This is a genomic window from Pseudomonas arsenicoxydans, assembly GCF_006438915.1.
GTDB lineage: Bacteria > Pseudomonadota > Gammaproteobacteria > Pseudomonadales > Pseudomonadaceae > Aquipseudomonas > Aquipseudomonas arsenicoxydans_A.
On record NZ_RCZE01000017.1, the window covers coordinates 60,005 to 72,347 of the forward strand.

Genomic DNA, 12,343 nt, shown 5'->3' on the forward strand with positions numbered 1-12,343 from the left:
GACTATCTGTCATTGCCCCGAGGCGGCCCGGTGAGGGAAAATGCTCGCCTTTTTTCCGATTCGTTTTATTCACTCTCGATTCAATATCCGCAGGAGAACAGCGATGCCCAGCCGTCGTGAGCGTGCCAACGCCATTCGTGCCCTCAGCATGGATGCCGTGCAAAAAGCCAACAGCGGCCATCCCGGTGCCCCTATGGGTATGGCGGATATCGCCGAAGTACTTTGGCGTGACTACCTGAAGCACAACCCGAGTAATCCATCGTTCGCTGACCGTGACCGCTTCGTGCTGTCCAACGGCCACGGCTCGATGTTGATCTACTCGCTGCTGCACTTGACCGGCTACGACCTGTCGATTGATGACCTGAAAAACTTCCGCCAGCTGCACAGCCGCACCCCGGGTCACCCGGAATTCGGCTACACCCCAGGCGTTGAAACCACCACCGGTCCACTGGGCCAAGGCCTGGCGAACGCCGTCGGTTTTGCCCTGGCAGAAAAAGTCCTGGCGGCGCAGTTCAACCGTCCTGGCCACAACGTTGTCGACCATCACACCTACGTGTTCCTGGGTGATGGCTGCATGATGGAAGGCATTTCCCACGAAGTCGGCTCCCTGGCCGGTACGTTGGGCCTGGGCAAGCTAATCGCTTTCTACGATGACAACGGTATCTCCATCGACGGCGAAGTCGAAGGCTGGTTCACCGACGACACCCCGAAGCGTTTCGAAGCCTACAACTGGCAAGTGATCCGCAATGTCGACGGTCATGATCCTGAAGAGATCAAGACCGCCATCGAGACGGCGCGCAAAAGCCCGCTGCCAACCTTGATCTGCTGCAAGACCACCATCGGTTTCGGTTCGCCGAACAAGCAGGGTAAAGAAGACTGCCACGGCGCCCCGTTGGGTGATGCGGAAATCGCCTTGACCCGCAAGGCGCTGAACTGGAACCACGGTCCGTTCGAAATCCCGGCTGACATCTACGCCGAGTGGGACGCCAAGGAAGCCGGCAAAGCGGCCGAAGCCGAGTGGGATCAGCGTTTCGCTGCTTACTCCGCTGCGTTCCCTGAGCTGGCCAATGAACTGGTCCGTCGCCTGAGCGGCGAGCTGCCGGCTGACTTCGCGGAAAAAGCGTCGGCTTATATCGCTGAAGTCGCGGCCAAGGGCGAAACCATCGCCAGCCGTAAAGCCAGCCAGAACGCACTGAATGCCTACGGCCCGCTGTTGCCTGAATTGCTGGGCGGCTCCGCTGACCTCGCCGGTTCCAACCTGACCCTGTGGAAAGGTTGCAAAGGTGTGTCGGCTGAAGACGCCAGCGGCAACTACATGTACTACGGCGTTCGCGAGTTCGGCATGAGCGCGATCATGAACGGCGTGGCGCTGCACGGCGGTCTGGTGCCTTACGGCGCGACTTTCCTGATGTTCATGGAATACGCGCGCAACGCAGTACGCATGGCTTCGCTGATGAAGAAGCGCGTGGTGTTCGTCTACACCCACGACTCCATCGGTCTGGGCGAAGACGGCCCGACTCACCAGCCAATCGAGCAACTGACCAGCCTGCGCAGCACGCCGAACCTCGACACCTGGCGCCCAGCCGACGCCGTTGAATCGGCCGTGTGCTGGAAGCTGGCTCTGGAACGCAAGGACGGCCCTTCGGCGCTGATCTTCTCGCGTCAGAACCTGCAGCACCAGGATCGCAACGCCCTGCAAATCGCCGACATCGCCCGTGGCGGTTACGTGTTGAAGGACTGCGACGGCGAGCCTGAGCTGATCCTGATCTCCACCGGTTCCGAAGTGGGCCTGACCGTTCAGGCGTACGACAAGCTGACCGAACAGGGTCGCAAAGTGCGCGTTGTCTCGATGCCTTGCACCAGCGTGTTCGATGCTCAGGACGCCGACTACAAGCAGGCTGTTCTGCCGTTGCAGGTCAGCGCCCGTATCGCTATCGAAGCCGCTCACGCGGACTACTGGTACAAGTACGTGGGCCTGGAAGGTCGCGTGATCGGCATGACCACCTACGGCGAGTCGGCGCCTGCGCCTGCCTTGTTCGAAGAGTTCGGCTTCACCCTGGAAAACATCCTGGGTCAGGCTGAAGAGCTGCTGGAAGACTGATCCGGAAGTTGCTTTGTCTGGACTGCCGCTTTCGCGAGCAAGCCCGCTCCCACATCGGAATGCATTTCCCTGTGGGAGCGGCGGTGCGACGGTTCGACTTGCTCGCGAAGGCGTCGGTCCGGCCAACGCTGAAATAACGGTTTCACCACGGTAATCGAGAACCCCATGCCTCAACCGCGTCCTTACAAAGTTGCACTCAACGGCTACGGCCGGATTGGTCGTTGCGTCTTGCGTGCGTTGTTTGAGCGAGGCGAAAAGGCCGGGTTTGAAATTGTCGCGATCAACGATCTGGCGGACATGGCCAGCATCGAATACCTGACACGCTTCGACTCCACTCACGGGCGTTTTCCCGGCGAAGTGCGGGTTGAGGGTGATTGTCTGCATATTAATGGTGACTGCGTGAAGGTCCTGCGCAGTGCCACCCCCGAAGGCATCGATTGGGCGTCGCTGGGCGTCGATCTGGTGCTGGAGTGCTCCGGCGCTTATCACACGCGTGCCGATGGTCAGCGCTTCCTCGACGCCGGAGCGCCGCGTGTGCTGTTTTCCCAGCCGATGGCCAGCGAGGCGGATGTCGACGCCACCATCGTCTACGGCGTGAACCAGGATTGCCTGACCGGCGACGAACTGCTGGTGTCCAACGCGTCCTGCACCACCAACTGCGGCGTGCCGCTGTTGCGTTTGCTGGATCAGGCCATCGGCCTGGAATACGTGTCGATCACTACCATTCACTCGGCGATGAACGATCAGCCAGTGATCGACGCCTATCACCACGAAGACCTGCGCCGCACCCGTTCGGCGTTCCAGTCGGTGATCCCGGTGTCCACCGGTCTGGCACGCGGCATCGAACGCCTGCTGCCGGAACTTGCCGGGCGAATTCAGGCCAAAGCCGTACGGGTGCCGACGGTTAACGTGTCTTGCCTCGACATTACGATGCAGACCGTCAGCGACACCGACGCCACCGAGGTCAACCGGATTCTGCGCGAGGCCGCCACCAGTGGCCCGCTTAAAGGCTTGCTGGCCTACACCGAGCTTCCCCACGCAAGCTGTGATTTTAATCATGACCCACATTCGGCCATTGTCGATGCCAGTCAGACTCGAGTTTCCGGCCCGCGGCTGGTGAACATCCTGGCCTGGTTCGACAACGAATGGGGGTTTGCCAACCGAATGCTGGACGTTGCAGAACACTATCTGCAAACAGCTACTCCAACAGCTTCTCCAAAACAGTAACTCAGGAATTGCGACCCATGACCGTGTTGAAGATGACCGACCTCGATCTGCAAGGTAAGCGCGTACTGATCCGCGAAGACCTCAACGTCCCAGTCAAGGACGGTGTTGTCACCAGCGATGCGCGAATCCTGGCCTCGCTGCCGACCATCAAGCTGGCCCTGGAGAAAGGCGCGGCCGTGATGGTCTGCTCGCACCTTGGCCGCCCGACCGAAGGCGAATTCTCGGCCGAGAACAGCCTCAAGCCAGTGGCTGACTACCTGAGCAAGGCCCTGGGCCGCGAAGTGCCGCTGGTTGCTGACTACCTGGGCGGCGTCGACGTGAAAGCCGGCGACATCGTGCTGTTCGAAAACGTGCGCTTCAACAAAGGCGAGAAAAAGAACGCTGACGAACTGGCCCAGCAATACGCCGCCCTGTGCGACGTGTTCGTGATGGACGCCTTCGGCACCGCTCACCGTGCCGAGGGTTCGACCCACGGCGTGGCCAAGTTCGCCAAAGTCGCTGCCGCTGGCCCGTTGCTGGCTGCCGAGCTGGACGCACTGGGCAAAGCCCTCGGCGCCCCGGCCCAGCCAATGGCGGCCATCGTTGCCGGTTCCAAGGTGTCGACCAAGCTCGACGTGTTGAACAGCCTGAGCCAGATCTGCAACCAGTTGATCGTTGGCGGCGGCATTGCCAACACCTTCCTCGCGGCTGCCGGTCACCCGGTCGGCAAGTCCCTGTACGAACCGGACCTGCTGGACACCGCTCGCGCTATCGCTGCCAAAGTCAGCGTGCCGCTGCCGGTGGACGTTGTGGTTGCCAAGGAATTCGCCGAGAGCGCCACTGCGACCGTCAAGCTGATCGCTGACGTGGCTGCCGACGACATGATCCTGGACATCGGCCCGCAGACCGCGGCCAATTTCGCCGAGCTGCTGAAGTCGTCCAAGACCATTCTGTGGAACGGCCCGGTCGGCGTGTTTGAATTCGACCAGTTCGGCAACGGCACCAAAGTGCTGGCCCAGGCCATTGCAGAAAGCTCGGCATTCTCCATCGCTGGCGGCGGCGACACCCTGGCGGCCATCGATAAATATGGCGTTGCCGATCAGATCTCCTACATTTCTACCGGCGGCGGCGCGTTCCTCGAATTCGTCGAAGGCAAAGTGCTGCCAGCCGTTGAAGTCCTGGAAAGCCGGGCCAAGGCCTGAGGCCGCCCATTGACCAGGCAAAGGAGTGTTTACATGGTCAAGACCTTAACGCTGTTGATCGCAGCGGGCATGCTGGCGGCTTGCGGGAGTAACCCGAAAGCCACGCCGGAGCCCGCGCCGCAATCGCAGGAAAAAGGCTGCTACCAGGCCGACTGGCAAGCGGAAACCAATCCTGTGCTCAACAAGCGTTCCGGACCCGATGGCCTGGATAAATACGAGACACAGACACCCGCCAAGGAACATGGTTGTCCTTGACGGGTCTGACTCATTACTCAGGGCTGGCGGCGTGCGCCGTCAGTCGAGGAACATGGATGAAAGGTTTTATCGCCGTTATGGCGTTGGCGTTGTTGGCCGGTTGCGCTCAGTTGAACCTGTTCCAGTCGTCCGCCCCTGTGGATAACTGGACCACCTGGACCTGCGACAGCCAGGCCAAAGTGCTGTGGCGCTACACCGACGACAGCCGCAAGGAAGTCGACGTGCGCCTCGGCGGGGCTGATCAGGTGTACCGCTTGAAGCAGGAGCCGGGCGCCGAAGGTTCGCTGTACAGCAATGACATGCTGGCGTTTCACGTAAAAGGTGAGGAAGGCCTGGTGTACTGGGTCGCCACCAATGATTTGATTGGCCGCGGTTGTAAAGCGCAGTAATTGACACACCACAGGCCTAATGTGGAAGCGAGCTTTTGTGGCGAGGGGGCTTGCCCCCGTTGGAGTGCGAAGCGCTCCCGAAGCCAGCGGACGCGATACATCAGTTAAACCGCGACATTCGATTTGCGACTGCTTCGCAGCCGAACGGGGGCAAGCCCCCTCGCCACAAGGTTCCGCGTTACAAGGATTTTGGCAGCACCGAATTCGCAGCCCGGGCCAACCCCCGATCTGCAATAACTTGAATAGCCGCCGCCGCTACGGCAGGCTGGCACGATTAACGACCCAAACCGGGAGAGACACACACAATGGCACTTATCAGCATGCGCCAGATGTTGGACCACGCAGCCGAGTTCGGCTACGGCGTTCCAGCCTTCAACGTCAACAACCTTGAGCAGATGCGCGCCATCATGGAAGCCGCTGACAAGACTGACTCCCCGGTGATCGTCCAGGCCTCGGCCGGTGCTCGCAAATACGCCGGCGCTCCGTTCCTGCGTCACCTGATCCTCGCGGCAATCGAAGAATTCCCGCACATCCCGGTGTGCATGCACCAGGACCACGGCACCAGCCCTGACGTCTGCCAGCGCTCCATCCAACTGGGCTTCAGCTCGGTGATGATGGACGGTTCCCTGGGCGAAGACGGCAAGACCCCGACCGACTACGACTACAACATCCGCGTCACCCAACAAACCGTGGCCATGGCTCACGCCTGCGGCGTTTCGGTAGAAGGCGAGCTGGGCTGCCTGGGTTCGCTGGAAACCGGCATGGCCGGTGAAGAAGACGGCATCGGCGCCGAAGGCGTTCTGGATCACAGCCAGATGCTGACCGACCCGGAAGAAGCTGCTGACTTCGTCAAACGCACCCAGGTCGACGCCCTGGCCATCGCCATCGGCACCAGCCACGGCGCGTACAAGTTCACCAAGCCGCCTACCGGCGACGTGCTGGCCATCGACCGCATCAAGGAAATCCACAAACGCATCCCGAACACCCACTTGGTGATGCACGGTTCTTCTTCGGTTCCACAAGACTGGCTGGCGATCATCAACCAGTACGGCGGCGACATCAAAGAAACCTACGGCGTGCCGGTTGAAGAAATCGTCGAAGGCATCAAGCACGGCGTGCGCAAGGTCAACATCGACACTGACCTGCGCCTGGCATCCACCGGTGCGATGCGTCGCCTGATGGCCACCAACCCGAGCGAGTTCGATCCGCGTAAGTTCTTCGGCGCGACTGTGACGGCGATGCGTGATGTGTGTATCGCTCGTTATGAAGCGTTTGGTACGGCGGGTAACGCTTCGAAGATCAAGCCGATCTCGTTGGAAGGGATGTATCAGCGTTACTTGAAGGGTGAGTTGAACGCTAAGGTTAACTAAGACCTTTAGTGTTTGAGTTACATAAAAAACCCGCCGAGAGGCGGGTTTTTTGTGGGCGACTTTTTCAGATCTCCGAGGTAGCACTTCACATCATTTGGCTCCGTGAATGCAGCTTGCATGTTGTGGATTCGTTACACGACACGATGCGGATGATTGGTAGCACAGCACGCACGCTGAGCCTATTGCATCTTTAGTTATATGTATTACTGCAAAAAAATATTAAAAACTGTCAACTATTACAGGTGATTTAATGCCGGGCGTTACCTATTGTTTAATGCGTTACACATGAAGATAGAGTTAGGTGTATTAAATAGATTTGTCCGCTTTTTTATTGTGTGAGAGGAGACTGGAATGAAAATTTATATGAAGGATCAGAGCGAAAAAGTTTTTACATTAGATGTTCGGGCTTCGGATTCAATTGAGAATGTAAAACAGAAGATTCAGGATGAAGCCCAAATTCCTCCGGACCGGCTGCGTTTGATTTTTGCGGGCAGGCAGATGGAGGACGGGCGCACACTGGCGGACTACAATGTTAAAGAAGAGGATACTCTTAATTTTGTTATTCGATTAAAGGGTGGTTTATAGGATTTCCAGAAAATATATTTGCCTTGTTCGTTAAGCGTAAAGAAGGCGGGTGACAGTCCGCGTGAATATCGCTGACAGATAGAGGGCGAAGTACTGTTTTTGACTAATTAGATCTGCCTTCCCCATTTGTTCTTTAAGTAAGTCTTTTGGATCTAACAGTAGAGCCACTCGTGCCTTTAGGGCTACGAACCCTATCACCGACCGCAACCAGCAGACGGGGTGAACTAAAAGCGCCGACTTTGATGGCTGCAACCGGGGTGTAGGACCAAAACGCGGTTTTTAGTGGCGAGGGAGCTTGCTCCCGCTCGGCGGCGCAGTCGTCGTAAATGGGGTGTTGTGGTTTGTCTGTGGGAGTGGGGGTGGCAGGGAGTGGGGCTGCTTCGCAGCCCAGCAGGAGCAAGCTCCCTCGCCACAGGAACCAAAGATCTAAAGTTCGCGGTCAGGCTATTTATCGTGATCAATATCCAGCTTGCTGAACGTCACTTTGCCGCCCTCGCTGGTGTACCCGGTGTGGTCTTGCACATAGACCCCGGCCTTGAAATACAGCGGCTTGTCGCGCCACGTCGCGCTGATGTTGGTGTCCCACTGATAGCCTGCCGCGCTGATGCCCAGCGCACCGCCAGGACTGAGGTGGATGAGGTAGGAAAACTCCTGATCCATCTTCACGCCGGTCGCGATGGTGATCACCCGACCTTCACCGTCATCCGGATGCATCCGCACTTTGGCGACGATGTTGCCCGTAGAGGTGCTGGTCTTGTACTGATACTCGACCTTCACCAGCGGTTTTTGACTTTCATAAGCATGAATCTGGCCGATAACGATCTTCCCTGAACTCGGCACCTGATTCACCGCCAGCGTCGCGCGAAGGGTGTTGTCAGCGTCCGGATAAAGCCAATTACGCAAGGTGCCATTGCTGTAGGTTTCGCGAAGTTCAGTGCGGGGATATTTGGCATTGGCCGTTTTGGAGCCGGTAACCGGTGCCCAGAAAAACAAGGTGCCGGTGTCGGAGTGGAAGTATTGGTCCTTGAAGCCTTTCACCAGTTTGGCGGTTTCAACGGTGTACGGCGGATTGCCAACGGGAACGCTGAGGTTCCAGGTTGCGAGATCGATCATAGACAAAGCTTCCACAAATTTTTTGCTGCACGCCCGTGCCAGAAGCTCTGGCACGCGCATCGGGGGGCGGTCTTTATAAGCGTACGAGGCCCCTTTGTTAATGCTCGTCCGGCAGATATTTGGCGTCAGCGTCCTGTCGAAAGGCCATCTTTCCCGGTTTTCGGGGCTCTCAGGACCGACCGTTAGTCGGCAAATGAACGCGTTAGTTAAATGATGGCGCTCTGATGGCTTCTGCTTTTGTGGATCCCGGTCTAGAGTGAAGGCCTGGTAATTGTCCGGTTTTCACGAGAAACCGGCCTGACGTCCCCGAACAAGAGAAGCAGCATGGAATGCGCGCAACCCACGCCAGTCGAAGGCCACTCGATCCTTTTAATCGTTGATGATTACCCTGAAAACCTGATCAGCATGCGCGCGTTGCTCCAGCGCGAGGACTGGCAGGTGATGACCGCCGCCTCCGGCTTTGAAGCGCTAAACCTTTTGCTCGAACACGATGTCGACTTGGTGCTGCTCGATGTGCAAATGCCGGGCATGGACGGTTTTGAAGTCGCGCGCCTGATGCGCGGCAGCCAGCGAACCCGCCTCACGCCCATCATCTTCCTCACTGCCAACGAACAGTCCCAGGACGCCGTGATCAAGGGCTACGCCAGTGGTGCGGTGGATTACCTGTTTAAGCCCTTCGATCCGCAAATTCTCAAGCCGAAAGTTCAGGCGTTGCTCGAGCATCAGCGCAATCGCCGGTCGTTGCAGCGCCTGAGCCACGACCTGGAAGTCGCGCACGCGTTTAATGCCTCGGTGCTGGAGAATGCAGCCGAAGGCATTCTGGTGGTGAGTGAGGAAGGGGTAATCCGTTTTGCAAACCCGGCCATATCGCGCCTGCTGAATGCCACGGTGCAGGAACTGCAAGGCAAGGATTTTCTGGATTTCTTGCAAAAGCCGCACATCCCGCTCTGGCTGGAATCCGAGATTTATACCGGTTACAAACGTGGCGAAACCTTGCGCCTGCATGATGCGCTGTTGCGTACTGCGCCCGGTCAGCAAGTGCCGGTGGCGCTGTCGTGCGCGCCATTGCCCGCTGAACAGCGCGCCATGGTGGTGACGGTGCTGGACATGTCGGTGGTGCGCCACCTGCATCAGCAGCTGGAATATCAGGCCGTGACCGATCCCTTGACCGGCCTGCTCAATCGCCGGGGGTTCTACCAGACTGTGGAAAACCTGTTGCTGCGCGGTGAACGCACCGACAGCGCCTGGGTGCTGCTGTACCTGGACCTCGACGGCTTCAAACGGGTCAATGACTCCCTCGGCCACGATGCCGGCGACCGCGTGCTGCGCTGGGTGTCCGAGCAGTTGAAGGCCTGCTTGCGGCCCTTCGACATTCTGGCGCGCATGGGCGGCGATGAATTTACCGCGCTGCTGGACCTGGAGTTTCCCGAGCAGGCGGCGAAGATTGCGGAAAAACTCATCGAGCGGGTATCGATCTGTCAGCAGATCGATGGCCTGGAAATCACCTTGGGCGCCAGCATCGGGATTGCGACGTTTCCGGATTGCGGGGCCAACCTCGACGGTTTGTTGCGCGCCTCGGACATTGCGATGTACGAAGCCAAGCGCGCGGGCCGTCAGCAGTACCGTTTCTACGATCACGAGATGAACGGCCGGGCACGCTCGCGGCTGATGCTCGAAGAGAGCGTGCGCACGGCCATCGAAAACCGCGATTTCAATTTGGTGTACCAGCCTCAAGTGTCCATTGCCAATGGGCAGGTCCGCGGCTTCGAGGCGTTGCTGCGTTGGCAGCACCCGAGTGTCGGCGACGTCCCGCCGGGGCTGTTTTTGCCGTTGCTGGAAGAAGCGCGACTGATCAGTCGGCTGGGTAGCTGGATTTACCATCGTGGGGCCGGGCAGCGAAAGGCCTGGGAAACCCTGTTTGCCGAGGACCTGGTGCTTGGCGTCAGTTTGAGCAGCACTCAGTTCGGCATGCCCAACCTGGTCACCGAGTTGCGCCAGGTGCTGGAGCGCCATGGCTTGCAACCGCGGCATCTGGAAGTCGAAGTGACGGAAGAAGCGCTGATGCAGAACCCCGAAGAAACCCTCAAGACCCTGCGTCTGCTGCGCAATCTTGGGGTGCGGGTGGCACTGGATGATTTTGGTTCCGGGCCCTGCTCGCTGTCGCATCTGCGCGACCTTGAACTGGACACGCTTAAGTTCGACCGGCATTTGATTGCCCGCCTGCCTGACTCCACGCGGGATGCCGCGTTGGTGCGCAATGTGATCGACCTGTGCAAGCAATATGGAATGCTGGTGATCGCTGAAGGGGTGGAAACCGTTGCCCAGTACCAATGGCTGCAAGCGAATGGCTGTGAGTACGTGCAAGGTTTTCTGGTGGCGCGGCCGATGATGGCCGAGGACGTCGGCGACTTTGTGCGGCCGTTCGACTGGAGCGCACTGAGCAGTTGAATTCGCTACACTGGCGACCTTTTCGTGATTCGCGTTGCCGCCCCAATGACCGCGTTGAAATACCTCCAGGCCTATCCTGCTGCATTGCAGGATCAAGTGCGCCAGCTGATCGCCGACGATCGGCTGGGCGACTACTTGACCCAGCGCTATCCGGAAAAGCACGGTGTGCAGAGCGACAAGGCGCTGTACACCTACGCGCTGGACCTCAAGCAGGAATACCTGCGCAACGCCCCGGCCATCGACAAAGTGCTGTTCGACAACCGTCTGGACCTCACGCATCGCGCCCTTGGCTTGCACACCACGATCTCGCGGGTGCAGGGCGGCAAACTCAAGTCCAAGAAAGAAATCCGTGTGGCCTCGCTGTTCAAGGAAGCGCCTTCCGAGTTTCTGAAAATGATCGTGGTGCATGAACTGGCGCACTTTAAAGAGTCGGATCACAACAAGGCGTTCTACAAACTCTGCGAACACATGCTGCCGGGCTATCACCAGGTGGAGTTTGACCTGCGGGTGTACCTGACCTGGCGGGACATGCAATAACGGATCAACGGTCGGGAGTGTTTGAATGGAAGTCAGCAAGACCAAGAGCAGTTTTTACCGTCGGTTGTACGTGGCGTACTTGATCGACAGCGGGCTGGCGAGCAGCGTCCCGGCCTTGACCGAAGTCACCGGCATGCCCCGGCGCACGGCGCAGGACACGATTGCAGCGCTGGCGGACCTGGACATCATTTGCGAGTTCGAGCAGGAAGAGGGCGCGCGCAATCATGCGGGGCGTTATCGGATTCGGGAGTGGGGGGCGATTGATCGGGGGTGGATCGAGCGCAATTTGCGGCAGATCAAAGCGGTGCTTGAGTACCCCTGATCTCTGCGGTGCCGCGACTGACGCCTTCGCGAGCAAGCCCGCTCCCACATTTAACCGCGTTCCTCCAAGAGAATACGGTCGAATGTGGGAGCGGGCTTGCTCGCGATGGGGCCGTTAAGGCCGACGCATCCCAATGTGCGGAATACCGTCCTCGACATACTCCTCACCCGCCACCACAAGCCCGTACTTCCCGTAATACCCCTGCAAATGCGCCTGCGCCGACAGGTAAACCGGCATGTCCGGCCAGTGTTTCCCAGCCTGCTTCAACGCCTGCGCCATCAGCTCGTGCCCAATTCCGGCGCCACGGGCCGACGGTGCAACAATCACCCGACCAATCACCACATCACCACCCTGCAACTGCGGGTCGAGTAATCGCAAGTAACCCACCAGCCGATTCTCGTCCCATGCCATCAAATGGCAGGTGTCACCTTCCAGGTCCTGGCCATCGATGTCTTGATAGACGCATTTCTGCTCGACGACGAACACCTCTGCGCGCAGTTGCAGAATGGCGTACAGCTGTTCTTTGCCCAAATCGCTGTGGTGTTTGCAGATCCAGTCAATTGTCATTTTCACTTTCCTTGAACATCGTCGCACCGATACTAAGCGTCCTGAGGATCGTTGTCTTTATGGCGGGGAAATCTGTGACAAAGGCCAAAATGCCATCATTCATTTCGCGCGGCGCCTTCTTCTTTGTGTAATCTTCGATGACGCGCTGTGCAATGGCTTCAATGAGCTAATGTTGAGTACTGGCTGCCGATACACGGGTCTTGGAGTTTGGGCTGAAAAACACGTCGGGCCACCCGCCCGTTAAGGAT

The 12,343-nt window shown here is 58.5% G+C and carries 12 protein-coding genes; 10 read left to right on the forward strand and 2 right to left on the reverse strand.

Going from position 1 to position 12,343, the window contains the following annotated elements; genetic code table 11:
- Window positions 1-103 precede the first annotated feature (103 nt).
- From tkt to EAH78_RS28490, 7 genes are all read left to right on the forward strand, one after another.
- Window positions 104-2,101, forward strand: coding sequence for a transketolase (tkt, locus tag EAH78_RS28455; protein WP_140671172.1), 1,998 nt, complete (start codon window positions 104-106; stop codon window positions 2,099-2,101).
- A gap of 165 nt (window positions 2,102-2,266) precedes the next feature.
- Window positions 2,267-3,328, forward strand: a complete 1,062-nt coding sequence (epd, locus tag EAH78_RS28460) for an erythrose-4-phosphate dehydrogenase (protein ID WP_140671175.1) — start codon at window positions 2,267-2,269, stop codon at window positions 3,326-3,328.
- Window positions 3,329-3,345: 17 nt separating this feature from the next.
- Window positions 3,346-4,509, forward strand: coding sequence for a phosphoglycerate kinase (locus EAH78_RS28465; protein ID WP_033060390.1), 1,164 nt, complete (start codon window positions 3,346-3,348; stop codon window positions 4,507-4,509).
- Window positions 4,510-4,542: 33 nt separating this feature from the next.
- A complete protein-coding gene (locus EAH78_RS28470) occupies window positions 4,543-4,764 on the forward strand; it encodes a hypothetical protein (protein WP_027926617.1) in 222 nt (73 codons plus the stop codon).
- A 56-nt stretch (window positions 4,765-4,820) separates the two neighbouring features.
- Window positions 4,821-5,153, forward strand: a complete 333-nt coding sequence (locus tag EAH78_RS28475; RefSeq protein ID WP_140671177.1) for an MliC family protein — start codon at window positions 4,821-4,823, stop codon at window positions 5,151-5,153.
- Window positions 5,154-5,458: 305 nt separating this feature from the next.
- Window positions 5,459-6,523 carry a class II fructose-bisphosphate aldolase gene (gene fba / locus EAH78_RS28485; RefSeq protein WP_008151974.1) on the forward strand — a complete coding sequence of 355 codons (1,065 nt, stop codon included), beginning with the start codon at window positions 5,459-5,461 and terminating at the stop codon, window positions 6,521-6,523.
- A 351-nt stretch (window positions 6,524-6,874) separates the two neighbouring features.
- On the forward strand, window positions 6,875-7,108 hold the full coding sequence (locus tag EAH78_RS28490) for a ubiquitin-like protein (RefSeq protein ID WP_140671182.1): 234 nt from the start codon (window positions 6,875-6,877) through the stop codon (window positions 7,106-7,108).
- Between the two features lie 444 nt (window positions 7,109-7,552).
- On the opposite strand, the gene EAH78_RS28495 is transcribed toward EAH78_RS28490, so the two are convergent.
- Entirely contained in the window at window positions 7,553-8,221 is a 669-nt protein-coding gene (locus tag EAH78_RS28495) for a polysaccharide lyase family 7 protein (RefSeq protein WP_140671185.1), read from the reverse strand.
- Window positions 8,222-8,545: 324 nt separating this feature from the next.
- Here EAH78_RS28495 and EAH78_RS28500 point away from each other — a divergent pair, with 324 nt between their 5' ends.
- From EAH78_RS28500 to EAH78_RS28510, 3 genes are read left to right on the forward strand one after another with little or no spacing between them, the layout of a single operon-like run.
- Complete coding sequence (locus EAH78_RS28500; protein WP_140671187.1) at window positions 8,546-10,669, forward strand: putative bifunctional diguanylate cyclase/phosphodiesterase; 2,124 nt, start codon at window positions 8,546-8,548, stop codon at window positions 10,667-10,669.
- Window positions 10,670-10,714: 45 nt separating this feature from the next.
- A complete protein-coding gene (locus tag EAH78_RS28505) occupies window positions 10,715-11,206 on the forward strand; it encodes a M48 metallopeptidase family protein (protein ID WP_140671311.1) in 492 nt (163 codons plus the stop codon).
- 25 nt (window positions 11,207-11,231) lie between these two features.
- Entirely contained in the window at window positions 11,232-11,528 is a 297-nt protein-coding gene (locus tag EAH78_RS28510) for a winged helix-turn-helix domain-containing protein (RefSeq protein ID WP_123434675.1), read from the forward strand.
- Window positions 11,529-11,642: 114 nt separating this feature from the next.
- Here EAH78_RS28510 and EAH78_RS28515 read toward each other — a convergent pair whose 3' ends face one another.
- The gene (locus EAH78_RS28515) at window positions 11,643-12,095 is read right to left on the reverse strand and encodes a GNAT family N-acetyltransferase (RefSeq protein WP_140671189.1); all 453 of its coding nucleotides are present in this window, start codon (window positions 12,093-12,095) and stop codon (window positions 11,643-11,645) included.
- Between the last annotated feature and the right edge of the window lie 248 nt (window positions 12,096-12,343).

What these genes read in the sequence shown, in the direction of transcription:
- EAH78_RS28505 (WP_140671311.1), top strand. Translation starts at nt 10,715, where the DNA reads ATGACCGCGTTGAAATACCTCCAGGCCTATCCTGCTGCATTGCAGGAT.
- EAH78_RS28515 (WP_140671189.1), bottom strand. Translation starts at nt 12,095, where the DNA reads ATGACAATTGACTGGATCTGCAAACACCACAGCGATTTGGGCAAAGAA.
- EAH78_RS28470 (WP_027926617.1), top strand. Translation starts at nt 4,543, where the DNA reads ATGGTCAAGACCTTAACGCTGTTGATCGCAGCGGGCATGCTGGCGGCT.
- EAH78_RS28495 (WP_140671185.1), bottom strand. Translation starts at nt 8,221, where the DNA reads ATGATCGATCTCGCAACCTGGAACCTCAGCGTTCCCGTTGGCAATCCG.
- EAH78_RS28510 (WP_123434675.1), top strand. Translation starts at nt 11,232, where the DNA reads ATGGAAGTCAGCAAGACCAAGAGCAGTTTTTACCGTCGGTTGTACGTG.
- tkt (WP_140671172.1), top strand. Translation starts at nt 104, where the DNA reads ATGCCCAGCCGTCGTGAGCGTGCCAACGCCATTCGTGCCCTCAGCATG.
- EAH78_RS28465 (WP_033060390.1), top strand. Translation starts at nt 3,346, where the DNA reads ATGACCGTGTTGAAGATGACCGACCTCGATCTGCAAGGTAAGCGCGTA.
- epd (WP_140671175.1), top strand. Translation starts at nt 2,267, where the DNA reads ATGCCTCAACCGCGTCCTTACAAAGTTGCACTCAACGGCTACGGCCGG.
- fba (WP_008151974.1), top strand. Translation starts at nt 5,459, where the DNA reads ATGGCACTTATCAGCATGCGCCAGATGTTGGACCACGCAGCCGAGTTC.
- EAH78_RS28475 (WP_140671177.1), top strand. Translation starts at nt 4,821, where the DNA reads ATGAAAGGTTTTATCGCCGTTATGGCGTTGGCGTTGTTGGCCGGTTGC.
- EAH78_RS28500 (WP_140671187.1), top strand. Translation starts at nt 8,546, where the DNA reads ATGGAATGCGCGCAACCCACGCCAGTCGAAGGCCACTCGATCCTTTTA.
- EAH78_RS28490 (WP_140671182.1), top strand. Translation starts at nt 6,875, where the DNA reads ATGAAAATTTATATGAAGGATCAGAGCGAAAAAGTTTTTACATTAGAT.